This window comes from Amycolatopsis sp. NPDC050768 (assembly GCF_040654155.1).
In the GTDB taxonomy this organism is placed as follows: Bacteria; Actinomycetota; Actinomycetes; order Mycobacteriales; family Pseudonocardiaceae; genus Amycolatopsis.
In genome coordinates, this window is sequence record NZ_JBFAHL010000020.1 from 143,619 (window position 1) to 166,260 (window position 22,642).

At 70.3% G+C, this 22,642-nt stretch carries 23 protein-coding genes; 9 read left to right on the plus strand and 14 right to left on the minus strand.

What is annotated here, in order from left to right:
* Nucleotides 1-2: 2 nt before the first annotated feature.
* From lepB to AB0H62_RS41270, 3 genes are read right to left on the minus strand one after another with little or no spacing between them, the layout of a single operon-like run.
* Nucleotides 3-842: a signal peptidase I gene (gene lepB, locus AB0H62_RS41260; protein ID WP_360591962.1), complete on the minus strand. Its 840-nt coding sequence runs from the start codon at nt 840-842 to the stop codon at nt 3-5.
* Nucleotides 843-871: 29 nt separating this feature from the next.
* The gene (locus AB0H62_RS41265; RefSeq protein ID WP_220238735.1) at nt 872-1,207 is read right to left on the minus strand and encodes a YnfA family protein; all 336 of its coding nucleotides are present in this window, start codon (nt 1,205-1,207) and stop codon (nt 872-874) included.
* A complete protein-coding gene (locus AB0H62_RS41270; protein WP_220238734.1) occupies nt 1,204-1,614 on the minus strand; it encodes a hypothetical protein in 411 nt (136 codons plus the stop codon). The genes AB0H62_RS41265 and AB0H62_RS41270 overlap by 4 nt, the downstream gene beginning before the upstream one ends.
* Before the next feature lie 59 nt (nt 1,615-1,673).
* Between AB0H62_RS41270 and AB0H62_RS41275 the strand changes: the two genes are divergently transcribed.
* Complete coding sequence (locus AB0H62_RS41275; RefSeq protein ID WP_360591963.1) at nt 1,674-3,221, plus strand: SMI1/KNR4 family protein; 1,548 nt, start codon at nt 1,674-1,676, stop codon at nt 3,219-3,221.
* Nucleotides 3,222-3,293: 72 nt separating this feature from the next.
* Here AB0H62_RS41275 and AB0H62_RS41280 read toward each other — a convergent pair whose 3' ends face one another.
* The 7 genes from AB0H62_RS41280 to AB0H62_RS41310 form a co-directional block, all read right to left on the minus strand.
* On the minus strand, nt 3,294-3,704 hold the full coding sequence (locus AB0H62_RS41280; protein WP_220238731.1) for a metal-sulfur cluster assembly factor: 411 nt from the start codon (nt 3,702-3,704) through the stop codon (nt 3,294-3,296).
* On the minus strand, nt 3,701-4,150 hold the full coding sequence (sufU, locus tag AB0H62_RS41285) for a Fe-S cluster assembly sulfur transfer protein SufU (RefSeq protein WP_220238730.1): 450 nt from the start codon (nt 4,148-4,150) through the stop codon (nt 3,701-3,703). The genes AB0H62_RS41280 and sufU overlap by 4 nt, the downstream gene beginning before the upstream one ends.
* A complete protein-coding gene (locus AB0H62_RS41290; RefSeq protein ID WP_360591964.1) occupies nt 4,147-5,463 on the minus strand; it encodes a cysteine desulfurase in 1,317 nt (438 codons plus the stop codon). The genes sufU and AB0H62_RS41290 overlap by 4 nt, the downstream gene beginning before the upstream one ends.
* Nucleotides 5,464-5,525: 62 nt before the next feature.
* Entirely contained in the window at nt 5,526-6,296 is a 771-nt protein-coding gene (gene sufC / locus AB0H62_RS41295; RefSeq protein WP_360591965.1) for a Fe-S cluster assembly ATPase SufC, read from the minus strand.
* A gap of 32 nt (nt 6,297-6,328) precedes the next feature.
* Nucleotides 6,329-7,501: a Fe-S cluster assembly protein SufD gene (gene sufD, locus AB0H62_RS41300; RefSeq protein WP_360591966.1), complete on the minus strand. Its 1,173-nt coding sequence runs from the start codon at nt 7,499-7,501 to the stop codon at nt 6,329-6,331.
* Nucleotides 7,502-7,503: 2 nt separating this feature from the next.
* Complete coding sequence (sufB, locus tag AB0H62_RS41305; RefSeq protein WP_220238726.1) at nt 7,504-8,952, minus strand: Fe-S cluster assembly protein SufB; 1,449 nt, start codon at nt 8,950-8,952, stop codon at nt 7,504-7,506.
* Nucleotides 8,949-9,728: a metalloregulator ArsR/SmtB family transcription factor gene (locus AB0H62_RS41310; protein ID WP_360591991.1), complete on the minus strand. Its 780-nt coding sequence runs from the start codon at nt 9,726-9,728 to the stop codon at nt 8,949-8,951. The genes sufB and AB0H62_RS41310 overlap by 4 nt, the downstream gene beginning before the upstream one ends.
* A 245-nt stretch (nt 9,729-9,973) precedes the next feature.
* On the opposite strand from AB0H62_RS41310, the gene mptB reads away from it, so the two are divergent.
* From mptB to AB0H62_RS41335, 5 genes are all read left to right on the plus strand, one after another.
* Entirely contained in the window at nt 9,974-11,572 is a 1,599-nt protein-coding gene (gene mptB / locus AB0H62_RS41315) for a polyprenol phosphomannose-dependent alpha 1,6 mannosyltransferase MptB (protein WP_255638808.1), read from the plus strand.
* Between the two features lie 6 nt (nt 11,573-11,578).
* Entirely contained in the window at nt 11,579-12,505 is a 927-nt protein-coding gene (locus tag AB0H62_RS41320; RefSeq protein ID WP_220238725.1) for an ABC transporter ATP-binding protein, read from the plus strand.
* Between the two features lie 59 nt (nt 12,506-12,564).
* Nucleotides 12,565-13,290, plus strand: coding sequence for an ABC transporter permease (locus AB0H62_RS41325; protein ID WP_354882484.1), 726 nt, complete (start codon nt 12,565-12,567; stop codon nt 13,288-13,290).
* Between the two features lie 82 nt (nt 13,291-13,372).
* On the plus strand, nt 13,373-14,350 hold the full coding sequence (locus tag AB0H62_RS41330) for a COX15/CtaA family protein (RefSeq protein WP_360591967.1): 978 nt from the start codon (nt 13,373-13,375) through the stop codon (nt 14,348-14,350).
* Between the two features lie 118 nt (nt 14,351-14,468).
* Complete coding sequence (locus tag AB0H62_RS41335; RefSeq protein WP_360591968.1) at nt 14,469-15,395, plus strand: acyl-CoA desaturase; 927 nt, start codon at nt 14,469-14,471, stop codon at nt 15,393-15,395.
* Here AB0H62_RS41335 and AB0H62_RS41340 read toward each other — a convergent pair.
* The 4 genes from AB0H62_RS41340 to AB0H62_RS41355 all read right to left on the minus strand — a co-directional run bounded on the left by AB0H62_RS41340 (nt 15,392) and on the right by AB0H62_RS41355 (nt 19,032).
* The gene (locus tag AB0H62_RS41340) at nt 15,392-16,228 is read right to left on the minus strand and encodes a class II fructose-bisphosphate aldolase (protein WP_220238721.1); all 837 of its coding nucleotides are present in this window, start codon (nt 16,226-16,228) and stop codon (nt 15,392-15,394) included. The two genes, AB0H62_RS41335 and AB0H62_RS41340, sit on opposite strands and share 4 nt — an antisense overlap.
* Nucleotides 16,225-17,121, minus strand: a complete 897-nt coding sequence (locus tag AB0H62_RS41345) for a hexose kinase (protein WP_360591969.1) — start codon at nt 17,119-17,121, stop codon at nt 16,225-16,227. Before AB0H62_RS41345 ends, AB0H62_RS41340 begins: the two co-directional genes overlap by 4 nt.
* A 187-nt stretch (nt 17,122-17,308) precedes the next feature.
* Entirely contained in the window at nt 17,309-18,154 is an 846-nt protein-coding gene (locus AB0H62_RS41350) for an ROK family protein (RefSeq protein ID WP_360591970.1), read from the minus strand.
* Entirely contained in the window at nt 18,154-19,032 is an 879-nt protein-coding gene (locus tag AB0H62_RS41355) for a sugar isomerase (RefSeq protein ID WP_220238718.1), read from the minus strand. Before AB0H62_RS41355 ends, AB0H62_RS41350 begins: the two co-directional genes overlap by 1 nt.
* Before the next feature lie 165 nt (nt 19,033-19,197).
* On the opposite strand from AB0H62_RS41355, the gene AB0H62_RS41360 reads away from it, so the two are divergent.
* From AB0H62_RS41360 to AB0H62_RS41370, 3 genes are all read left to right on the plus strand, one after another.
* Entirely contained in the window at nt 19,198-19,986 is a 789-nt protein-coding gene (locus AB0H62_RS41360; RefSeq protein ID WP_220238717.1) for a DeoR/GlpR family DNA-binding transcription regulator, read from the plus strand.
* 128 nt (nt 19,987-20,114) lie between these two features.
* Nucleotides 20,115-21,293 carry a Gfo/Idh/MocA family oxidoreductase gene (locus AB0H62_RS41365; protein WP_360591971.1) on the plus strand — a complete coding sequence of 393 codons (1,179 nt, stop codon included), beginning with the start codon at nt 20,115-20,117 and terminating at the stop codon, nt 21,291-21,293.
* A gap of 37 nt (nt 21,294-21,330) precedes the next feature.
* The gene (locus AB0H62_RS41370) at nt 21,331-22,638 is read left to right on the plus strand and encodes a sugar ABC transporter substrate-binding protein (protein WP_360591972.1); all 1,308 of its coding nucleotides are present in this window, start codon (nt 21,331-21,333) and stop codon (nt 22,636-22,638) included.
* Nucleotides 22,639-22,642 lie beyond the last annotated feature (4 nt).

Consider the following 22,642-nt stretch of genomic DNA (forward strand, 5'->3'; position numbering starts at 1 on the left):
CTCTATCGGGCCGGCCCCGGCGGCGTTACCGGTCGCTCTTCGGCTGCAACCTGCACGTGATCAGGACACTCGCGGGGCGCTTTCCGTCGTCTTGCGGCGGATCGCACGCCGGTGACGATCGCGCCGATGAACCCGAGCAGGAACACCGCCGCGCCACCCGCGGCCAGGTAACGGTCCGTGGTCAGGCCGGTGTCCTCGATGGACGCGCCCGGGAGGCCCGCGTCGGTGAACGCCGTGGTGGGCTTGAAGCTTTCCGAGGCGAAGAGCGTGCCCTTCGCGACGACCACACCGTCCACCTTGGACAGCGGGATGGCGCCCGCGCCGGGTGCGCTGACGTAGATGCGCGAGTCGTTGGAGTTGTCACGCGTATCGCCGGCGACGAAGATCGTGCCCGGCGGCACCTGCGCGCTGAAGGGCATCGCCGCCGCGGCGGGCGACACCTTCGGGTCGAGGTAGGGCTCCGTGACCGGCTTGCCGTTCACCTCAATGCGGTGGCCGGGGTCGCAGCAGACCACGCGGTCGCCGCCGACCGCGATCACGCGCTTGAGGAGCCGGCCGGGCGGCATATCGGGCAGCGCGTCGGCCTGGAACACGACCGGGTCGCCGCGGTGGATCTCCCGGCCGTCGCCCCAGTTGTAGACCACGGTGGTGCCGGGCGGGATGATGCCGGCCATCGAGCCGCCCGGAACGGTCACCATGCCGAAGCCGAGCACCTTCACCACGCCGATCGCGCCGGCCACGGCGCCGGCGACCGCGAACACCAGGAAGATCGCCAGCGGCGGCGAGAACCGCCGCTTGACCTGCACCGGAGCAGGCGGCGGCGGAAAGTCGGGTTCGGTCACGTTGATCTATCGTGGGCGTTGTGCGAGCGTTACCCGGTTCGCGGCGCGTACATGATCACCGCGACGCCCGCCAGGCACAGCAGCGCGCCGATCACGTCGAACCGGTCGGGCCGGTAGCCGTCGGCCACCACACCCCAGGCCAGCGAGCCCGCCACGAAAACCCCGCCGTAGGCAGCGAGGATGCGGCCGAAGTGCGCGTCGGGCTGCAGCGTGGCGACGAATCCGTAGAGCCCGAGCGCCACGATGCCACCGCCGATCCACGCCCAGCCGCGGTGCTCGCGCACGCCCTGCCAGATAAGCCACGCGCCGCCGATCTCCAGCACCGCCGCGGCGACGAACAGCGCGATCGACTTGAGGACCGTCACCGGCCGAAGGGGTTGCCGAGGGTCCCGATGTCGAAGTTGGCCACCGTCGAAGTCCACAGTGGATTGACCGCGAACGCGACCGCCCCGCCGAGCGCGACCACGCACGTGACCACGCCCAGCAGCACGCCGGCGCGAGCCACGTCGCCCCCGTATTCGCGCCCACCGCCGGTCAGGCCCAGCACGATCGCCAGCACCCCGGCCAGCAGCCCGACGAAGAACAGCGCCCCCAGCACGAGCAGGAACACCTGCCCCACGATCGGGTACACCGGCCCCGCCTCCATCCTGGGCCGCACCAGCAACCACGCGATCCAGGTCGCCACGACCAGCATGAAGGCCACAACCGCGATCGCCACCGCCGCGACGGCCTGGCCCCGCCGGGGTTCCCGCTCGTTGTCCGGTTCGGTCATAGGCCAGTCATAGCACCCGGATCCGGTTTTCGTCGGACCTTCGCGCTAGCTTCACCACCATGGATTTCGACGAGGCCGCCCGCGACCTGGCGACCGCACTGCGTTCCGCCGCCGGCGCCGAAGAAGCCGTGCTGCAGGTGCGCGCCACTGGCGGCTCGCTGGCCCTCGACGCCTGGACGCCCACCCGTAAGTGGCTGCGGATCAGCGGCAGCAGCCTGCGAAGCCTCTTCGACGCGCCTGCCGGCGCGTACGAGCTGCGGCTGCGCCCGGATGGCAGCTACACCTTCGCCGCGGGCGGCGCGCTGTCCCCTGTCGGCGACGGCTGGCTCGTGTTCGACGAGAACTTCCGCTACCCGGGCCACCCCCGGCCCGGCCTGCTCCGCCCGGCCGCCGCCGCGCCCACCGGAGCGCCGACGAACCCGGCCGTGCTCGCCGAGGTCACGCGGCTGTGCGAGGAGTTCGGTGCGCACTACACCCGGATCAAGGGCCAGGCGCCGCCGTGGCCCGCCGGGCGTACGGAGGAGGACATCGCGGCCGCCGAGGCGCGCATCGGCGCGCGGCTGCCGGAAGACCTGCGCGCGCTCTACCGCGTGGCCGACGGCGATCCCGAGCAGGTCGGCCTGCTCGGCCCGTACTCCTGCAACGACCTCGACCAGGTGGTCTCCGACTACACCGAAGGCCTGCCGGGTTCCTACAGCTGGGAAGACTCGGTGTCCGACACCGGCGTGGTGTTCGAGCCGCTGCCGTTCGGGCACGTGAAACGCTTGTCCCGCAACGACTGGTGGGTCACCTTCGGCAGCGACCGCGCGATGAACTTCCTGTTCACCGACCTCGACCCCGCGCCGAACGGCCGCGCCGGCCAGGTCGTGGAGTACGGCCGCGATGTCCACGGCCCGCTGCGCTACGTCGCGCCGTCGGTCACGGCGATGCTCACCGAGGTCGTCGAGGCGCTGCGCGAGAACCGGTACGAGGACTACGAAGACGAAGTGTTCCTCGAACCCGAGGTTTCCTTGCGCGACAGCCACTTCCGCAGCCACACCGAGGTCGTCACCGGCCCGGGCATCGAGCGCGCGCACGACATCGCCGACCGGACCCTCGTGCAGCAGCTCTACCTCAACGACGCCGGCACCGTGAACCTCGATGTGCTGCAAGGCTTCCCGACGCTGCGCGAGGTGAGCATCAACCGCGCCGCCCGCGTCACCGGCGGCCTCACCCAACTGCCGGCGCTGGAGGCCCTGTCCGTCGAAGCAGGCGAAGTCGACTTGGCCGCCTTCGCCGGGCACCGGCTGTGGCGCCTGGAGCTGAAGGTGCTCGACCATTCCGTCGACCTGGCCCGGCTCGCCGCCCTGCCGAGCCTGGTGCACCTGGACGTCAGCGGCGTCGACGTGACCGGCTTGGAGCGGCTCGGCGAGCTGCGGCACCTGCGGGTGCTCGGCCTCTCCCGCGCCCAGCTCGACCACCTGCTCGTCTCGGGCGCGCCACTCCCCCGGCTCGCGGCCCTGCACGTCGACCGCCGCACGTCGCTGGCCGAGGCCGTTGGGCTCTGGAGCCGCTTTGCCCCCGAGCGCGAGGCACCTTGGTACGTCGAATCGATCGGTGCTGTATAGATCGTTATACAACCCTCAACGCAGAACAGGCCACCCCGCTGCGAGCGGAGTGGCCTGTTCCTTCGAAAAAGCTCAGACGGTGAACCCGAGCGCACGCAGCTGCTCGCGGCCGTCGTCGGTGATCTTTTCCGGGCCCCACGGCGGCATCCAGACCCAGTTGATCCGGAAGTCGCTCACGAGGCCGCCGGAGGTCAGCGCCGCGGAGGTCTGGTCTTCGATCACGTCGGTGAGCGGGCAGGCCGCCGACGTGAGCGTCATGTCCAGCGTGGCCGAGTTGTCCTTCTCCACGCGGATGTCGTACACCAGACCGAGGTCGACGACGTTGATCCCGAGTTCGGGGTCCACGACGTCGCGCATCGCCTCTTCGATGTCCTCGATCTTGGCGACGTCGGCGGGCACCGACGACGCCGTCTGCTCCGGCAGGTCCGCGGCGGTGCGCCCTTCGCGAGGGTCGGCCTCCGGGGCCACGGTCTCTTCGCTCATGCCTTCTCAGCTCCTGTGGTGGTGCGGGCCACGGCGTCCTTGAACGCCATCCAACCGAGGAGGGCGCACTTCACGCGCGCCGGGTACTTGGCGACGCCGGCGAACGCGATGCCGTCCTCCAGCACGTCCTCGTCGGGCTCGACCTTGCCCCTGCCCTGCATCAGTTCCACGAAGGCGTCCATGGTGGTGAACGCCTCCTCCACGGTGTGGCCGGTGACGAGGTCGGTCAGCACCGACGTGGAGGCCTGGCTGATCGAGCAGCCCTGCCCCTCGTACGACACCTGCTCGACCTTGCCGTCCGTGAGCTTCACACGCAGCGTCACCTCGTCGCCGCAGGTCGGGTTGACCTGGAACGACTCGGCGTCGTACGGGTCGCTCAAGCCACGCCCGTGCGGGTGCTTGTAGTGGTCCAGGATGATCTCCTGGTACATGCTCTCGAGGTTCACTTCGCGACCCCGAAGAACTTCTGCGCCTCGCGGATCCCGTCGACGAGAGCGTCCACTTCGGACAGTGTGTTGTAGAGGTAGAACGTGGCGCGCACGGTGGCCTGCGCGGAGCACGCCCGGTGCAGCGGCCACGCGCAGTGGTGGCCCACGCGCACGGCGATGCCCAGGCTGTCGAGCACCTGGCCGGCGTCGTGCGGGTGCACGCCGTCGATCACGAACGACACCGCGCCGCCGCGGTCGGCCATGTCGGTCGGCCCGATGATGCGGACGCCGTCGATGGCGCTGATCCCGGCGAGCGCGTGCTCGGTGAGCAGGTGCTCGTGGGCCGCGATGCGCTCCATGCCGATCGCAGAGAGGTAGTCGACGGCCGCACCGAGGCCGATGGCCTGCGACGTCATCGGCACGCCGGCCTCGAACCGCTGCGGCGGCGGGGCGAACGTGGAGCCCTCCATGCGGACCAGCTCGATCATCGACCCGCCCGTGAGGAACGGCGGCATCGCTTCGAGCAGCTCGCTGCGCCCGTAGAGCACGCCGATGCCGGACGGCGCCAGCATCTTGTGCCCGGAGAACGCCGCGAAGTCCACGCCCAGCGCGCCGAAGTCGACGTTGCCCTGGCCGTACACCCCGTGGGGCACCGACTGGCACGCGTCGAGCACGGTCAGCGCGCCGACCGACTTGGCCTTGGCCACGAGCACGTCGACCGGGTTGATCGTGCCGAGCACGTTGGACTGGTGCGCGAAGGCGACCAGCTTGGTGCGCGACGTGATCAGCTCGTCGATCTCCGACAGGTCGAGCCGGCCTTCGGGCGTCACCTTGAACCACTTCAGCGTGGCCCCGGTGCGCTGGCACAGCTGCTGCCAGGGCACGAGGTTCGCGTGGTGCTCCATCTCGGTGATCACGATCTCGTCGCCGGGACCGACCTTGAACCGCTCGGACTCCGGGCCGGCCGTGCTCGCGTTGCTCATCGCGTACGCCACGAGGTTGATGCCCTCGGTGGCGTTCTTGGTGAACACGAGCTCCTCCGGGGAGGCACCGACGAACTCGGCGATCCGCGCGCGGGCGGACTCGTAGGCGTCGGTGGCCTCCTCGGCGAGCTGGTGCGCACCGCGGTGCACGGCGGCGTTGGAGTTCTCGAGGAACGCGCGCTCGGCGTCGAGGACCTGCGTCGGCCGCTGCGAGGTCGCGCCGGAGTCCAGGTACACCAAGGGTTTCCCGTCGCGCACGGTGCGGGACAGGATCGGGAAGTCGGCACGCAGTGCCGCCACGTCAAGGGGAACAGAGTTGGTCGGGCTGTTCGAAGCCGTGGTGGTCATCGAGCCAACTCCTCTCGGTGTAGTCGGGAACTTCTCGTGGTGCTCGCGAACTGTGCGGAAACTCAGAGGGCGGCCGGCTCGGCCTTGCCCACGTACTTCACGTAGCCGTTCTCCTCCAGCTCGTCGGCGAGCTCCTTGCCACCGGACTCGACGATGCGCCCGTCGGCGAAGACGTGCACGAAGTCCGGGGTGATGTGCCGGAGGATGCGGGTGTAGTGCGTGATCAGCATGACGCCGACCTCGCTCGAAGCCTTGTACTGGTTGACGCCCTCGGAAACCACGCGCAGCGCGTCGACGTCGAGCCCGGAGTCGGTCTCGTCGAGGATGGCGATCTTCGGCTTGAGCAGCGTCAGCTGCAGGATCTCGTGGCGCTTCTTCTCGCCGCCGGAGAAGCCCTCGTTCACGGAGCGCTCGGCGAACTCCTGCGAGATCTCGAGCTTGCCCATCTCCTCCTTGACCTCCTTGACCCAGTGGCGCAGCTTGGGGGCCTCGCCACGGACCGCGGTGGCCGCGGTGCGGAGGAAGTTGGACATCGAGACGCCGGGCACCTCGACGGGGTACTGCATGGCCAGGAACAGGCCGGCGCGGGCGCGCTCGTCCACGCTCATCTCGAGCACGTTCTCGCCGTCCAGCAGCACCTCGCCGGAGGTCACCTGGTACTTCGGGTGGCCGGCGATCGCGTAGGACAGGGTGGACTTGCCGGAGCCGTTGGGGCCCATGATCGCGTGGGTCTCGCCCGACTTGATCGTCAGGTTCACGCCCTTGAGGATCTCCTTGGCGCCTTCGTCGGTGTTGACCGAGGCGTGCAGGTCCTTGATTTCCAGGGTAGCCATTCTTCGTTTCCTAAAGTCTGCGGTGGACGGGGTCAGGCGCCAACGGCTTCGAGCTCGGCCTCGATCGCGGCTTCGAGGCGCTCGCGCACCTCGGGCACGTCGATCTTCACCAGGATCTCGTGGAAGAACCCGCGGACGACCAACCGCCGCGCCGCCTCCTCCGCGATTCCGCGCGACTGGAGGTAGAACAACTGCTCGTCGTCGAACCTTCCCGTCGCGCTCGCGTGGCCGGCGCCTTCGATCTCGCCGGTCTCGATCTCCAGGTTCGGCACGGAGTCCGCGCGCGCCCCGGGTGTGAGCACCAGGTTGCGGTTGAACTCGTAGGTGTCGGTGGCCTCGGCCGCGGCGCGGATCAGCACGTCGCCGATCCATACCGTGTGCGCGCCCTCGCCCTGCAGCGCGCCCTTGTAGCCCACTCGCGACTTGCAGTTCGGCACCGCGTGGTCGACGAAGAGGCGGTGCTCCTGGTGCTGGCCGCCGTCCGCGAAATAGACGCCGAGCATGTCGACGTCGCCACCCTTGTCGGCGAAGGTCGCCGTCGGCGAGACGCGGACCAGGTCACCGCCCAGGGTGATCACGGTGTGCCGCAGCGCGGCGTCGCGGCCCAGCTTGAGGTGCTGCTCGGAGACGTGCACCGCGTCGTCGGCCCAGTCCTGGACGCTGACCACGGTGACCTTGGCGCCGTCGCCGATGACGAACTCGACGTTGTCGGCGTAGGTGCCGGAGCCGACGTGGTCGAGCACGACGACGGCTTCGGCGAACGCCTCGGCGCGGACCTGCAGGTGCCCGTAGGCGACCAAACCCGCACCCGGGCCGTGGATGCGCAGCACCGACGGCTTCGACGCCTTCGTCTCCTTGGGCACCGTCACGACGGTTGCCTTCTGGAACGAGGAGTACGCCTGGGCGGCGATCCGGTCGCTCGGCACACCGGCCTGGCCCAGCCGCGAGTCGTCTCGGCCGACGGTCTCGATCGTCAACTCGGGCGCGGCGTCGGCTTCGAGCGTGATCTCGCCGGAGGCGACGGCCGTGCCGTCGTGGAGGCCGCGCAGGCGCTTCATCGGGGTGAAGCGCCAGTTCTCCTCACGTCCGCCGGGGACCTCGAAGGCCTCGACGTCGTAGGAAGTGAAGCGCTCCGCGCGGGAAGCGGCCGGAATGACCGCTCCCTCGCGCAGTGCCTCGGAAACGTTGTTCTCGGTAACCGACATGACTAGCCGACGGACCCTTCCATCTGGAGCTCGATCAGGCGGTTCAGCTCGAGCGCGTACTCCATCGGCAGCTCACGCGCGATGGGCTCCACGAACCCGCGCACGATCATCGCCATCGCCTCGGCCTCGTCGAGACCGCGCGACATCAGGTAGAACAGCTGCTCTTCGCTGACCTTGGACACCGTGGCCTCGTGGCCCATGGACACCTCGTCGTTGCGGATGTCCACGTACGGGTAGGTGTCCGAGCGCGAGATCGTGTCGACCAGCAGTGCGTCGCAGACCACGCTGGAGCGCGAGTGGTGCGCCCGCTTCGCGACGCGGACCAGGCCGCGGTAGGAGGTCCGGCCGCCGCCGCGCGCCACCGACTTCGACACGATGGTCGAGGAGGTGTGCGGCGCAAGGTGCTCCATCTTGGCGCCCGCGTCCTGGTGCTGGCCCTCGCCCGCGAACGCGACCGAGAGGACCTCGCCCTTGGCGTGCTCACCCATGAGGAAGACCGACGGGTACTTCATGGTGACCTTGGAACCGATGTTGCCGTCGATCCATTCCATGGTCGCGCCCTCTTCGCACTTGGCGCGCTTGGTGACCAGGTTGTACACGTTGTTCGACCAGTTCTGGATCGTCGTGTAGCGGCAGCGGCCGCCCTTCTTCACGATGATCTCCACGACCGCCGAGTGCAGCGAGTCGGACTGGTAGATCGGCGCGGTGCAACCCTCGACGTAGTGCACGTAGGCGTCTTCGTCGACGATGATCAGCGTGCGCTCGAACTGGCCCATGTTCTCGGTGTTGATCCGGAAGTAGGCCTGCAGCGGGATGTCCACCTTCACGCCCTTGGGCACGTAGATGAACGAGCCGCCGGACCACACCGCCGTGTTCAGCGCGGAGAACTTGTTGTCCCCGGCCGGGATCACGGAACCGAAGTACTCCTGGAAGAGCTCCGGGTGCTCCTTGAGCGCGGTGTCGGTGTCCAGGAACAGCACGCCCTGGGCCTCCAGGTCCTCGCGGATGGAGTGGTAGACGACCTCGGACTCGTACTGCGCGGCGACACCGGCGACGAGGCGCTGCTTCTCCGCCTCGGGGATGCCGAGCTTGTCGTAGGTGTTCTTGATGTCCTCGGGCAGCTCTTCCCAGCTGGTGGCCTGCTTCTCGCTGGACCGCACGAAGTACTTGATGTTGTCGAAGTCGATCCCGGAGAGGTCGGCGCCCCAGTTGGGCATCGGCTTCAGCTCGAAGAGCTTGAGCGCCTTCAAGCGGGCGTCGCGCATCCACTCCGGCTCGGACTTCTTCCCGGAGATGTCGGTGACGACATCCTCGTTCAGTCCGCGACGGGCGCTGGCGCCCGCTTCGTCGGAGTCGGCCCAGCCGAACGCGTACTTGCCAAGGGACTCGATGGTCTCTTCCTGGCTCAGTGGCGCGGTGGTGGGAGTGCGCTGCTCGGCAGCGGCAGTCATGCGGGTTTCCCTCCATTCGGGATCCGTGCTGTACGCCCCTGGGCCGCCCGCGCCGGCTGCGTCGCCGCAACCGCCTCGGTCGTCCCGGAGGGCCTGGTGCTGTCCGGCTCGGGAAGGGCCGGGATACCCGTCGTCACGGCGGGTACGTGTGTGGTGCACGCGTTGTCGCCGCGTGCGATCGTCGCCAGCCGCTGCACGTGGGTGCCGAGCAGCCGAGCGAACGCCTCGGTCTCGGCCTCGCACAGCTGCGGGAACTCAGCCGCGACGTGCGCGACCGGGCAGTGGTGCTGGCACAGCTGTTCACCGACACCGACCTGGCGGGTCGACGCAGCGTAGCCCTCCCTGGTCAGGGCCGTGGCCAGGGCCTCGGCGCGCTCCGCGGGATCACTCGAACCGGTGATGGCGGAGCGGTGCGGGCCCACCAGCGCGTCGACGCGGCTCTCGGCGAAGGCGCGCACGGCGTCGGGGCCGGCGTGCTCGGCGAGGAACCGGATGGCCGAAACCGCGAGGTCGTCGTAGGCGTGCCCGAACCGGGCGCGGCCCGACTCGGTGAGCAGGAAGAACTTGGCCGGGCGCCCGCGCCCGCGCGGACCGCGCCGGGGCGCGTCGCGGGTCTCGGCCTCGCCGTCGGCCACCAGTGCGTCGAGGTGCCTGCGGACGGCCGTGGGGCTGATGCCGAGCTGCTCCGCGACCACCACGGCGGTCATCGGGCCCTGTTCGAGAAGCAGGCGTGCCACCTCGTGGCGCGTGCGCCCTTCTGCGGCGCTGACCTGCACGGGAACGCCGAGGTCCGCGGCGCGCGGCTGATCGCCGAGCTCCTCGCAGACCTCTCTCTCACGCGTCCCGTTCTTTTTCACAACACAAGTGTGTCTTATTTCCGGCGCAGGGGCAAAGGTGGGGTGTCCGGCAGTGACCTGAGTCACGGCCGGAGGGACTCGATACCCTTCCTGACGTGGCAGTCGGCGAGCAACCCGTGCAGCGGGACCCGGAAGTGGGCACACCCGGCGACACGGCGACGGCCGTGGCGCCACCTTCGCCCGTCCTCCCGCGCGAGCCGCAGCCTCTCGACCAGGCCGAACACCGCGGCCTCGACATCGTCCGGCGCTTCGGCACGGTCGGCTCGCTGTTCCTCGCGCTCGGCTCGCTCGGCGCCGGCGCGGCGCCCGTGATCAACCCGGTGCAGGACCTGCCGGTGCTGCGCCTGTTCACCCGCATCCCCACCGTCTCGCTCGCCATCGCGTTCTCCGGCATGGGCATCCTCGTGCTGAGCTGGCTGATGCTCGGCCGCTTCGCCCGGCCCGCGAGCGCCCGCCTGGCGAGCCAGGGCCAGCTGGCCCGCACGATCGCGATGTGGGTGGCGCCGCTGCTGCTCATCCCGCCCCTGTTCTCCCGGGACGTCTACAGCTACCTCGCGCAGAGCGAGATCGTGCACCGCGGGATGGACCCGTACACCCTGGGCCCGGCCCAGGCGCTCGGCGTGGCCGACCCGCTCACCGCGGGCGTGGCCAACATGTGGCGCGAGACGCCGGCGCCGTACGGGCCGCTGCTGCTGCGCCTGGGCGGCTGGCTCGCGCCGATCGGCGGCAACAACATCGTGACGGGCGTGCTGCTGCAGCGCGGCCTGGCGCTCGTCGGCGTGGTCCTCATCGTGTGGGCCGTGCCGCGGCTGGCGCGCCGCTTCGGCGTGCAACCGGTGACGGCGCTGTGGCTGGGCGCGGCCAACCCGCTGCTGATCTTCCACTTCATCGCCGGCGCCCACAACGACGCGCTGGCCATCGGGCTGATGGTCGCCGGGCTGGAGGTCGGCATCCGGCGGCTGCCGGTGCGCGTCAAGGGCGACTCCCCACCGCCGATGGCCAAGGGCGAGCTGCTGTGCATCGGGCTCGGTGTCGCGATCATCACGCTCGGGGCCGCGGTCAAGGTGCCCGCACTGCTCGCGTTGCCGTTCTTCGCGGTGATGGTGGCGCGGCGCTGGCACGGGAGCATCAAGGACCTCGTGCGGGCCGGAGTGCCGATGGCGCTGCTGTTCGGCGCGGTGCTCGTCGCGGTCTCCTACGGCACGGGTCTGGGCTTCGGCTGGATCGGCGCGCTCGGCACCCCCGGCCTCGTGCGCTCGTGGATCTCCCCCACCGCCGAGCTCGCGAACCTCACCGGGGTGCTCGGCATCGCACTCGGGCTCGGCAACCACACCGACGCGCTGGTGCCCATCATCGGCGCGCTCGGCTACCTGGTGACGGCGTTCGTCACCGTCAAGTTCCTGTGGGCCAGCTTCAAGTGGCGCTACCGGCCCATCATCGGGCTCGGGGTGGCGCTCGGCGCCGCGATGATCCTGCAGATCAACCTGCAGCCGTGGTACGTGCTGTGGGCTGTGATCCCCCTGGCCGCGGCGGCGGGCACGTCGCGGTTCCGCGTGGCCGCGACCGTGGTCAGCGCCGGGCTGCCGTTCCTGCTGCCGCCCACCGGGAGCACGTTCGACGGCCACGCCTACATCCTGCCGTGGGCCTACGGCGCGGCCGTGCTCGTGACGCTCGGCGGGCTCGCGTGGGTGTACCGGCTTTCGCCGCTCCTGCTCTCCAGGACGTCCCCGGAACGGCCCGCCGTGGTGGACGTCGTATCGTAATTCGTTGTGGACAACCCAGCGGTCGAGATCACCGGCCTGGTGAAAAGCTACGGCTCCACCACCGCGGTCGACGGGCTCGACCTGCGGATGGAGCGTGGCTGCCTGCTGGCCTTGCTCGGGCCCAACGGCGCGGGCAAGACGACCACGGTGGAGATCTGCGAAGGGTTTCGCAAGCCTGACGCCGGAAAAGTCCGGGTCCTCGGCCTCGATCCTGTGAAAAACAGCGCCCGGCTGCGCCCGCGCGTCGGCATCATGCCGCAGGGCGGCGGCGCCTACCCGGGCGTGCACGCCGCGGAGATGCTCGGCCTTGTCGCGTCGTGCGCGGCGAACCCGCTCGACCCCGCGTGGCTGCTCGACGTGCTCGGGCTGGCCGGCGCGAAGCGCACCCCGTTCAAACGCCTCTCCGGCGGGCAGCAGCAACGGCTTTCGCTCGCGTGCGCGCTCGTCGGGCGACCCGAGCTGGTGTTCCTCGACGAGCCGACGGCGGGCATGGACCCGCAGGCGCGGCGCCTGGTGTGGGAGCTGCTGGCCGCGCTTCGCAGCGACGGCGTGAGCGTGCTGCTCACCACACACCTGATGGAAGAAGCGGAAGCGCTCGCCGACCAGGTCGTGATCGTGGACCACGGCAAGGTCGTGGTCCAGGGCTCGCCCCACTCGTTGACTCTGGAAGAGGGCGACGCCGCGCAGCTGCGGTTCCGCGCGCGCACGCGGCTGGACCTGTCGCTGCTCACGGCGGCGTTGCCCGAGGGCTATCGCGTGACCGAGTCCTCGCCCGGTTCGTACCTCGTGGAAGGCGCGGTGGATCCGCAGGTGGTGTCGACCGTCACGTCGTGGTGTGCGCAACAGGGCGTGCTGCCCGAACAGCTGCAAGTCGGGCGGCGCACGCTGGAAGAGGTTTTCCTCGAGCTGACCGGACGGGAGCTGCGAGCGTGAGCACGACGTTCCCGGAAGGCACCTTCACCCCCGCGCCGGGCCGCGGGCCGCTGGGCCGGATGCTGCGCACGCACGCGCGCGTCGAGGCCGCGTTGACGCTGCGCCACGGCGAACAGCTGCTGCTCACGCTGATCATCCCGCTCGCGCTGCTCATCGGCCTGAGCCTGCTCGACATCCTGCCCGCGAGCCAGCTCGGCTCGGCGTCCAAAGTGGACTGGATCACACCACGGATCCTCGCGCTGGCCGTGATGTCGTCCGCGTTCACCGGACAGGCCATCGCGCTGGGCTTCGACCGGCGCTACGGCGTGCTCAAACGGCTTTCGGCCACCGCGCTGCCGCGTTGGCTCCTCGTGGCCGGGCGCGTGGTCGCGGCGCTCGTGGTGGTCGTGCTGCAGTCGCTCGTGATCGGTGTGGTGGCGGCGTTCCTGGGCTGGTCGCCCTCGGGTGCCGGGATCGCGTCGGCGATCGTGCTGCTGGTGCTGGGCACGGCCGCGTTCGGCGCCCTGGGCGTGTTGCTCGGCGGTGCCCTGCGAGCCGAAGCCGTGCTGGCGCTGGCCAACATCGTGTGGTTCGTGCTGCTGCTCGCCGGCGGAATCCTGCTGGCGCCTTCGGCTTTGCCGGCGGGCCTCGGTGTGGTCGTCTCGCTGCTGCCCTCGGGCGCGCTCGCGGAAGGCATGCGCGCGGCACTGGTGGACGGTCACTTCGCCGTCGGGCCGATGGCGGTGCTCGCCGTGTGGGCGATCGTGGCCGGACTTATCGCGACACGGACCACAAAACTCACCTGAGTGCTCGTGAAATGGGTGTGAGAAAAGCGTCGCAGCGCATGCGGCGGGAAAGCGCGGAATTGCGCGCGAGTACGATTCCCCCGTGCCTCTTCGCAGTTTGATCGCCCGCCTGCCCTATCCCTCCGCCGCGGTCCAGCGGGCCGTCGGGATCGCCGCCGTGGTGGCGCAGGGCGGCATCGGCGTCACGGGGTCCGTGGTGCGGGTGACGGGTTCGGGCCTCGGTTGCCCGACGTGGCCGCAGTGCGTGCCCGGCAGTCTCGTGCCGGTGCAGCACCCCGGGATCCACGCGGTCAACCAGTGGATCGAGTTCTCGAACCGCATGCTGACGGGCGCGGTCATCGTCGTGGCCGCCCTGGCTGTGCTCACGGCGTGGCGCATCCTCATCGACCACCCGAGCCGCAAGCGCCTGCTGGTGCTGGCCTGGACGATGCCGGGCGGCGTCGTGCTGCAGGCCGTGCTCGGGGGCATGACCGTGCTGGCCAAGCTGGAGTGGTGGACGGTCGCGATCCACTTCCTCGCGTCCACGCCGTTGATCTGGCTCGCCGTGCTGTTGCTGCGCGCGTTCCGCGAGGGCGACGAACCCGCGCGCCCGATCGTGCCGCCGCTGGGTCGCAAGGTGCTGGTGCTGCTGACGGTACTGATGTGGGCTGTCCTCATCGCCGGCACGACCGTCACCGGCGCCGGCCCGCACGGCGGCGACATCCACACCCACCGCCTCGACGTCCCCATCGAGAAGCTCGCTCAGGTCCACAGCGGACTCCTGATCGTCTACCTCGTGGTCCTCGCGGTCTTCGGCCTGCAGCTGCTGCGCGTGGGCGCCCCGAAGAGCGTGTGGCAGCGCTACGCGTGGGTCTGGGCGGTGGCGCTCGCGCAGGGTGTGGTGGGGACCGTGCAGTACGCGCTCGGCGTCCCCGAGGCGATGGTGTCGTTCCACGTGCTCGGCTCGGCCCTGGTCATCGTCGTCACGGCGGCGCTGTGGACCGGCACCCGTGACCGCGGCCCGGTGATGTCGCTGGAGCCGGCGCCTCCGACGGACCGCGAACTCACCCCGGCCGGCTGACGCCCCGGACGGCCACGCCTTCGTAACTCTCCGTCGGCTCGCCGTCGGCGCAGCGGACAGAACGGGCACTTACTCTTCGGCTCGGAATCGCCATCCGAAGCGCCGCGAGGTGACGCTCATGACGTCCGTCCAGTCCAGCACCGTGAAGCCGTTGATCTCCGGACGCCGGGGTCCGGCGGAGATGGTCGTGCTCAAGACTTTCCTGCTGGTGCCGTTCGTGGCGCTGGTCGCCGCCGTTCCCCTGCTCTGGGGCTGGGGGCTCAGCTGGGTCGACGCGGCGCTGTTCGTCGTCTTCTACACGTTCGGCACGCTCGGCGTGACCGTCGGGTACCACCGCTACTTCACGCACGGCGCGTTCAAGGCGCCGCGCGCGCTGCGGATCGCGCTGGCCGTGTCGGGGAGCATGGCGGTGCAGGGTTCGGTGATCTTCTGGGTCGCGAGCCACCGCCGCCACCACGCGTTCGCCGACCGCGAGGGCGATCCGCACTCGCCGTGGCTGTTCGGCACGTCGCCGGCGGCGCTGTTGCGCGGGTTCTGGCACGCGCACATGGGGTGGATGTTCAAGCGCGAGGTGACCAACGCCGACCGCTTCGCCCCGGACCTCGTCGGCGACCGCGACCTGCGGCTGGTGAACCGCTTCTTCGCGCTGTGGATCGCGCTCAGCGTCGCCCTGCCGGCCGCGCTGGGCGGGCTGATCACGTGGTCGTGGTGGGGCGCTGTCACGGCGTTCTTCTGGGCGGGCCTGGTGCGCATCGCGCTGCTGCACCACGTGACCTGGTCGGTCAACTCCGTGTGCCACCTGATCGGCGAACGCCCCTTCGCCAGCCGCGACAAGGCCGCCAACTTCTGGCCGCTCGCGATCCTGTCCATGGGCGAGTCGTGGCACAACTCCCACCACGCCGACCCGACCTGCGCGCGCCACGGCGTGCTGCGCGGCCAGGTCGACGTGTCGGCGCGCGTGATCTGGCTGTTCGAGCGCTGCGGCTGGGCCACCGACGTGCGGTGGCCCCGAGCCGGTCGCCTGGCCGCCAAGCGAAAAGCCTAGGCAGCCAGCAGGCGCAGCAGGCGCGCGGTCTCCTCCTCGACGGCCGCGCGCCCGAGCCGGACGTACTTGCGCGGGTCGACGACGTCCGGCCGCTCGTCGAGGAACTGCTTGAGCGAGCGGGTGAACAGGCCGTTCAGGTGCGTCGAGATGTTGATCTTCGTCATCCCGCTCTCGACGGCGCCGCGCAGCTCGTCGTCGGACAGGCCGGACGAGCCGTGCAGCACCAGCGGCACCGCCACCGCGTCGCGCAACCGCGAGACGAGCGCGCGGTCGACGCTGGCCGTGCGCGACACCATGGCGTGCGACGTGCCGACGGCGACCGCCAGCGCGTCGACGCCCGTGGCCTTCACGAACGCGGCGGCCTCGGCCGGGTCGGTGCGGGCGCCGGGAGCGTGGACGCCGTCCTTGCCGCCGACCTCGCCGAGCTCCGCCTCCACGGCGATGCCCGCCGCGTGGCACAGGTCGGCGATCTCGCGGGTGGTGCGCACGTTCTCGTCGTAGGGCAGGCGGGACCCGTCGTACATCACGCTGTCCACGCCGAGCTCGACGCCTTCGCGCACCAGGTCCTGGTCCTCGATGTGGTCCAGGTGCACGAGCACCTCGACCTTCGCGCGCTTGGCGATCTCCAGCGACGCGAGCGCGATCGGCGCCAGCCCGCCGTGATAGCGCACGCAGTTCTCGCTGATCTGCAGCACCACGGGCACGCCGGCCTGCTCGGCGCCGCTCGCGATGGCCTCGGCGTGTTCGAGCAGGATGACGTTGAACGCGCCGACCGCGGCGTTGCGCTCACGCGCCGACGCGAGGATCCGGGCGAGAGCCGGGCGGGTGATCATGCGGGTTCTCCGTTCGGTTCGAGAAAACGTCGGTAGGCCTCGACATCGACCTCGCCCGCCACCGGGCGCAGCACGGCCGCCGCCCCGAGCGCGGCGGCGCGGCGAAGCGCTTGGGCCAGGGGGACGCCGTCGACAAGCGCCGCCGCGAGGCCGGCGGTCGCGGCGTCGCCGGCTCCGGTCGGGTTTCCGGTGACGCCGGGGACGGCGGGGATTTCGATGACTTGTTCGGCTGTGTGCGCGGCAATTCCCTCGGCACCGCGGGAGACAACCACGAGCCCGGCGCCTCGCCGCTTCAGTTCGGCGACGCCGTCGTTTTCGTCCACAGTGGACGTCGCATCGAGCAGCTCGGCAATGTTCGGCTTCACCACATCCGCCCCGGCATTCGCCGCTGCCACCAGTGCGGGCCCGGAAACGTCGGCGAGCACCCGGACACCTGCCTCGTGCGCCGCCCGCACCCAGTCCCCGAGCAACTCCGCCCGCGCCCCACGCGGCAACGATCCCGAGACGACCAGCAGTTCCGCGCCCGCGAGCCGCCGTCCGAGCAGCTCACCGAACGCGGTCCACTCGGCTTCGCTCGTCTGCGGCCCGGGCTCGGTGTAGACGGTCGGATGCCCCTCACCCACGACGGTCACCGTCGTCCGCGTCTCCCCGGCGAGCGGCGAGACTTCGTGCGGCACAGTCAGTTCGCCCGCGACCCACCGCCCGGCCTCACCCCCGAGCGGCAGCAGGGCCAGCACCTCGACCCCCAGCCCGGCCAGCACCCGCGCGACGTTCAGCCCTTTGCCACCGGGCCGGCGCTGGACCTCGAGAACGCGGTTCGTCTCCCCGGGCTCGTGCCGCGCCACGCGGTAGGTGACGTCCACCGCCGGATTCGGCGTGACCACGACGATCATCGGGCCACTCCCGCGGCCGGCAAGTCCTGCGCCGGCAACGTCGCACCGATCACGGGAGGACGCCCACGACGAGCGAGTCCTGTGCCGACAAGCGCCGCGCAACCTCGGTGAGTTCGCACGGTCACCGACTCGTGCCGAGCCACGCGATCGGTGGCTCCCGCTGCCGAATCGAGCAACATCACGCCGGTCATCGGGCCACTCCCGCGGCCAGCAAGTCCTGCGCCAGCAACGTCGCACCGATGACCGCGGCCGCGTCGCCGTGGTGGGCGCGGACGACCGACGGCGCGCGGAGGATGCCGAGGCGGGCAGCGACCTCGTGAGTGAGCGGGTCGAGCAGCAGGGCGCCCGCCTCGGCCAGTCCGCCGCCGACCACGACGGTGCCGCAACCCACGGCGGCGGTGGTCCAGGCGATGGACTCGGCGAGCACGCGGACGCACTCGCGCCAAGCGGTAAGGGCGGCACCGTCGCCGCCGCGGACGCGTTCGGCGACGGTGAAGGCGTCGGGCGCGCCGGCGTGGCGCGCGAGGGCGGAGGCCGAGGCGACCTCCTCCACCCGTCCGCCGCCGGCCAAGAGCACCTGGCCGATTTCGCCGGCCCACGGGCTGTCGAGCACCCGGCCGTCGACCACGAGGGCGCCGGCCAGGCCGGTGCCGACGGCCGCGAACAGAACCGGTTCCGAAGAACCGGCCGCCGCGCCCGTGCGGACCTCGGCCAGCGCGCCGGCGCGGACGTCCTGCCCGAACGCCAACGGCACGTCCACCGAAGCGGAAACGAGCTCCCGCACCGGAACGTCGCGCCAACCGAGGTTCACGGCCTGCAGGCACAGCCCCGCACGCTCGTCGACGATGCCGGGCACGACGAGGCCCACGGCGTCGACCGGGTACCACTCGGTGGCACGGCGCACGAGCCCCGCCAGCGCCTGCGGGTCGCCCGTCGGCGTGGGCTCGCGCCACTGCGCGAGCACCGCGCCGTCGTCGCCGGTGACACGCGCCTTGACCGTGGTGCCGCCGACGTCGACACCGAGCACCGCCATCAGGTGAGGATGACCGAGCGCGTGAGCGAGCGCGGGTGGTCGGGGTCGAGCCCGCGGCGCACGGCCAGCGCGACGGCGAACCGTTGCACCACAACCAAAGCCGCCATCGGGTCGAGGTCGTGGTGGACGAACGTCGCGCCCGTGCGGGCGATGTCGTCGGCCAGGCCCTCGGGCGTCGCGCCGAGCGACCACACGAGCCGGCCGGGCTGCGCGATCGCGATCGGGCCGTGGCGGTAGTCCATGGCCGGGTACGACTCCGCCCAGAACTGCGCGGCCTCGCGAGTCTTCAACGCGGCTTCGAACGTGAGGCCCACGGCGGCGTCGCGGCCGACGAAGCTCACCTGCTCGGCGTCGAGCAGCTCGGTGATCGGCACCTGCAGCGCCTGCTCGGCCTGCGCCGCCAGCGCTTCGACGTCGTCGCCGAGCCCCGCGCGCAGCAGCGCGAGCGTGGTCGTCGCGAACCGCGTCTGCACCACGGATTCCTCGTCGGCGAAGGGAAGTTCGACGACCTCGTCGGCCACCGCGGCGGCCGGCGCGTCGCCCACGGCCGTGATCAGCACCGTGCGCTGCGAGTCGAGCGCGCCGAGCAGGTCGACGATCTCGGTCGTGGTGCCGGAGCGCGAGATCGCGACCACGCGGTCGTACTGGCGCTCACGCGGGTACTCGGACCCGGCGAACGCGTCGGTCAGGCCGTGCCCGCGCTGCTCGCGCGCGACGGCGTAGCTCATGGCGATGAACCAGCTGGTGCCGCACCCGACGACGGCGACGCGTTCCCCCGGCTGCGGCAGCGCGCTCGCGACGGAGGGGAACAGCTCTGCCGCCGTGCGCCACATCTGCGGTTGGGACGCCAGCTCACGGGACACGAAGGAGTCGGACATGGAGACCTTTCGATCCGAGGGCGATCGACGTGATCGCATGGTGAGCATAGACGATCATTCTTGATTGGAGTGAGCGATATACGTCATCTTCAATCATCCGGCTCAGTGGAGATGACCTCTAGGATGAGTCGGTCCTACCCCTCGACCTCGAACGCGAGCCGCCCGATGACACCCCAGCAACGCCTCAACGCCCTGCTCGAGCTGGTGAGCGAACGAGGGAACGTGACGATCACGGAGATCGGCGAAACGCTCGGCATCTCCCCCGCCACCGCGCGCCGCGACCTCTCGATCCTCGCCGACCAGCGCCTGATCACCCGCACGCACGGCGGCGCAGCAGCCCTCGGCGCCGGCTACGAGCTGCCGCTGCAGTACAAGATCGCGCGCCAGGCCGAGGCCAAGACCGCGATCGCCCGCACCGCCGCCGAGCTGGTCCGGCCCGGCGAGACGGTAGGGATCAACGGCGGCACCACGACCACCGAGGTCGCCCGCGCACTCGGCAAGAGCGAGCGGTTCATCCGCGCCGACGGCGAAACCGGCCTGACCATCGTGACCAACGCCCTGAACATCGGATATGAGCTGTCAGTGCGCGCGCACGTGAAGATCGTGGTCACCGGCGGCGTGGCCCGACGCCAGTCCTACGAGCTGGTCGGCTCACTGGTGTCGAACGCACTCGCGGCGTTCGCCCTCGACACCGTGATCCTCGGCGTCGACGGGCTGAGCGCGCAGTACGGCGCCACCACCCTGCACGAGGGAGAAGCCGAGGTAAGCAGGCATTTCAGCCAGGTCGCGCGGCGCGTGATCGTGGTCGCCGACGCCACGAAGCTGATGAAGTCCACCTTCGCTCGCATCTGCCGCCTCGCGGAGATCGACGTGCTGGTCACGGACGCCGAAGTGCCCGCTTCGTTCGCCGCCGAGCTTGCCGCCGCGTCGGTCGAGCTCGTGGTCGCGAGCTGACCCCGGACCGGCCGAGGCCCACGTAACGGTTCGCGCACGCGTCTGAGCAGACTCATCATCGCGTGTTGTGCATTAGTGATTGGTTTGCCATCATACAGATCAATATCACGCAGAGGTGAGGTGACCAGGTGGGAAACGGCGAAGCTGTCCGCGTTGGTGTGGTGGGAGTCGGCCAGCGCGCCGTCATCGCCCGGCACATCGCGGAGTCCGGGCTGGCCGCGACCGTGGTGGCCGCGGCCGACCCGACCGAGGCCGGCCGCGCCCGGGCCCGTGAGCTGTTCGGCGAGATCGACGTCGTCGAGCAGCACACGGATCTGATCGACCGCAAACTCGTCGACGCCGCGATCGTGACCGCGCCGGACTGGACTCACGCCGAGATCGCCGTCGACCTGCTGCGCGCGGGCATCGCCGTCTACCTCGAGAAGCCGCTCGCGATCACGCTCGAAGACGCCGACGCCGTGCTGGCCGCCGCACAGGAGTCGAACACGCCGCTCTACATCGGACACAACTTCCGGCACTCGGGCGTGGCCCGCGCGCTGCGCGAAGTCGTCGCCCGCGGCGAGATCGGCGAGGTCAAAACCGTGTGGTGCCGCCACTTCGTGGGCAACGGCGGCGACTACTACTTCAAGGACTGGCACGCCGACCGCAGCAAGGTCAACTCCCTGCTGCTGCAGAAGGCCAGCCACGACCTCGACGTGATCCACATGCTGGCCGGCGGCTACACCCGCCGCGTCGTCGGCATGGGGCAGCTCGCGGTCTACGGCGGCATCACCGACCGCGGCGGCCACGAGAACGAGCTGATGCAGGACTGGTTCTCCTTCGACAACTGGCCCCCGGCCGCGCAGACCGGCCTCAACGAGGTGGTCGACGTCGAGGACGTCTCCCTGGTGCTCATGACCCTCGACAACGGCGTACTCGCCAGCTACGAGCAGTGCCACTTCACCCCGGACTACTGGCGCAACTACACCGTGATCGGCACCGAAGGCCGCGCCGAGAACTTCGGCGACACCGGCGGCGGCGTGGTGAAGGTGTGGAACCACCGCCGCGGCTGGTCCGCCGACGGCGACCGCGAGTACCCGATCTCAGGCGTCGAAGAAGGCCACGCCGACGCCGACCTGCTCACGATGACCGAGTTCCTGCGGTACGTGATCGACGGCGAGACGCCGACGCTCTCGCCGGTCGCCGCCCGCGAGGCCGTGGCCGCCGGCGCGCTGGCCACCCGGTCGCTGCGCAATGGCTCGGTCCCCCTCGACGTGCCCGAGCTGCCCGCCGCCGTGCGCGCCCACTTCCCCACCGACACCCGCTGACCCTGATCCTCTCCCCCGCCCGCTGAAAGGAATCCCGATGGCTTCATTCCCCCGCCGAGCCCTGGCCGCGGTGGCCGGCACGGTGGCCGCCGCCGCCACGCTCGCCGCGTGCTCGTCCACGGGTGCGTCCACCGCGTCCGATTCGGACACCCCGTACAGCCCGCCCGACGCAAGCGTCTCGGCGAACCTGACCTACGCGGTCTGGGACCAGACCCAGGTCAAGGCGATCAACGCCAACCTGGCCGAGTTCAACAAGAAATATCCGAACATCAAGGTGAACGTGGACGTCACCCCGTACGCGAACTACTTCACCAAGCTGCAGACCGAGGCCTCCAGCGACAGCCTGCCCGACCTGTTCTGGATGAACGGCCCCAACTTCCAGCTCTACGCGAGCAACGGCAAGATCGAGCCCGTCACCGGCGAGGTGAAGGCCGGCGCGATCGACCCGAAGAACTACCCGCAGTCGCTCGACCAGCTGTACACATTGGACGGTGTGCAGTACGGCGTACCGAAGGACTTCGACACCATCGGCGTCTGGGTCAACAAGGCACTGTTCGCCGAAGCCGGCGTGCCGATCCCGAGCAAGGACTGGACGTGGGCCGACCTGCAGTCCACCGCCACGCAGATCTCGCAGAAGCTCTCCAGCAAGGGCGTCTACGGCATCTCCGCCGGCATGGACGGCCAGACCACCTATTACAACACCATCTTCCAGTCCGGCGGCTCGGTGATCTCGCCCGACGGCAAGACGTCCGCCTACGACGACCCGAAGACGCAGAAGGGCATCCAGTTTTGGACCGACCTGGTGAAGTCCAAGGCGATGCCGACGATGAAGCAGCTCACCGACACCACCGGTGACCAGTGGTTCGTGTCCGGCAAGTCGGCGATGTACCAGGGTGGCAGCTGGGCCCGCAGCGAGGTCGCAGCGGCGCCCATCGCCAAGGACGTCATGGTGCTCCCCGTGCCGAAGGGCGACCAGCAGGCGACCGTGATCCACGGTCTGTCCAATGTGGTCGCCACGAACAGCCCCAACAAGCAGGCCGCGCAGGCGCTGCAGGTGTTCCTCGCGAGCAAGGAAGCCCAGCAGCAGCAAGGTGACCTCGGTGCGGTGATCCCGGCCTATAACGGCACGCAGGACGCGTTCGCGAAGTCCATGCCGGGGGTGGACCTACAGCTGTTCCTCGACGAGGTCTCCTACGCCAAGCCGCTGCCGGTGTCGAAGAACACGGCCGCGTGGAACACGCTCGAGACCAACCTGCTGCCCGACGCCTTCGACGGCACCAAGCCCGTCGACGCCGTGCTGAAGGATCTGACCTCACAGATGAACGCGGACCTGGCCAAGGAATGAGCGC

Bases quoted from the DNA above. Each gene is read 5' to 3' on its own strand.
- AB0H62_RS41270 (WP_220238734.1), bottom strand. From the start codon at position 1,614: ATGACCGAACCGGACAACGAGCGGGAACCCCGGCGGGGCCAGGCCGTC.
- AB0H62_RS41275 (WP_360591963.1), top strand. From the start codon at position 1,674: ATGGATTTCGACGAGGCCGCCCGCGACCTGGCGACCGCACTGCGTTCC.
- AB0H62_RS41280 (WP_220238731.1), bottom strand. From the start codon at position 3,704: ATGAGCGAAGAGACCGTGGCCCCGGAGGCCGACCCTCGCGAAGGGCGC.
- AB0H62_RS41290 (WP_360591964.1), bottom strand. From the start codon at position 5,463: ATGACCACCACGGCTTCGAACAGCCCGACCAACTCTGTTCCCCTTGAC.
- sufC (WP_360591965.1), bottom strand. From the start codon at position 6,296: ATGGCTACCCTGGAAATCAAGGACCTGCACGCCTCGGTCAACACCGAC.
- sufD (WP_360591966.1), bottom strand. From the start codon at position 7,501: ATGTCGGTTACCGAGAACAACGTTTCCGAGGCACTGCGCGAGGGAGCG.
- sufB (WP_220238726.1), bottom strand. From the start codon at position 8,952: ATGACTGCCGCTGCCGAGCAGCGCACTCCCACCACCGCGCCACTGAGC.
- AB0H62_RS41325 (WP_354882484.1), top strand. From the start codon at position 12,565: ATGCTGCGCACGCACGCGCGCGTCGAGGCCGCGTTGACGCTGCGCCAC.
- AB0H62_RS41335 (WP_360591968.1), top strand. From the start codon at position 14,469: ATGACGTCCGTCCAGTCCAGCACCGTGAAGCCGTTGATCTCCGGACGC.
- AB0H62_RS41340 (WP_220238721.1), bottom strand. From the start codon at position 16,228: ATGATCACCCGCCCGGCTCTCGCCCGGATCCTCGCGTCGGCGCGTGAG.
- AB0H62_RS41345 (WP_360591969.1), bottom strand. From the start codon at position 17,121: ATGATCGTCGTGGTCACGCCGAATCCGGCGGTGGACGTCACCTACCGC.
- AB0H62_RS41350 (WP_360591970.1), bottom strand. From the start codon at position 18,154: ATGGCGGTGCTCGGTGTCGACGTCGGCGGCACCACGGTCAAGGCGCGT.
- AB0H62_RS41355 (WP_220238718.1), bottom strand. From the start codon at position 19,032: ATGTCCGACTCCTTCGTGTCCCGTGAGCTGGCGTCCCAACCGCAGATG.
- AB0H62_RS41360 (WP_220238717.1), top strand. From the start codon at position 19,198: ATGACACCCCAGCAACGCCTCAACGCCCTGCTCGAGCTGGTGAGCGAA.
- AB0H62_RS41370 (WP_360591972.1), top strand. From the start codon at position 21,331: ATGGCTTCATTCCCCCGCCGAGCCCTGGCCGCGGTGGCCGGCACGGTG.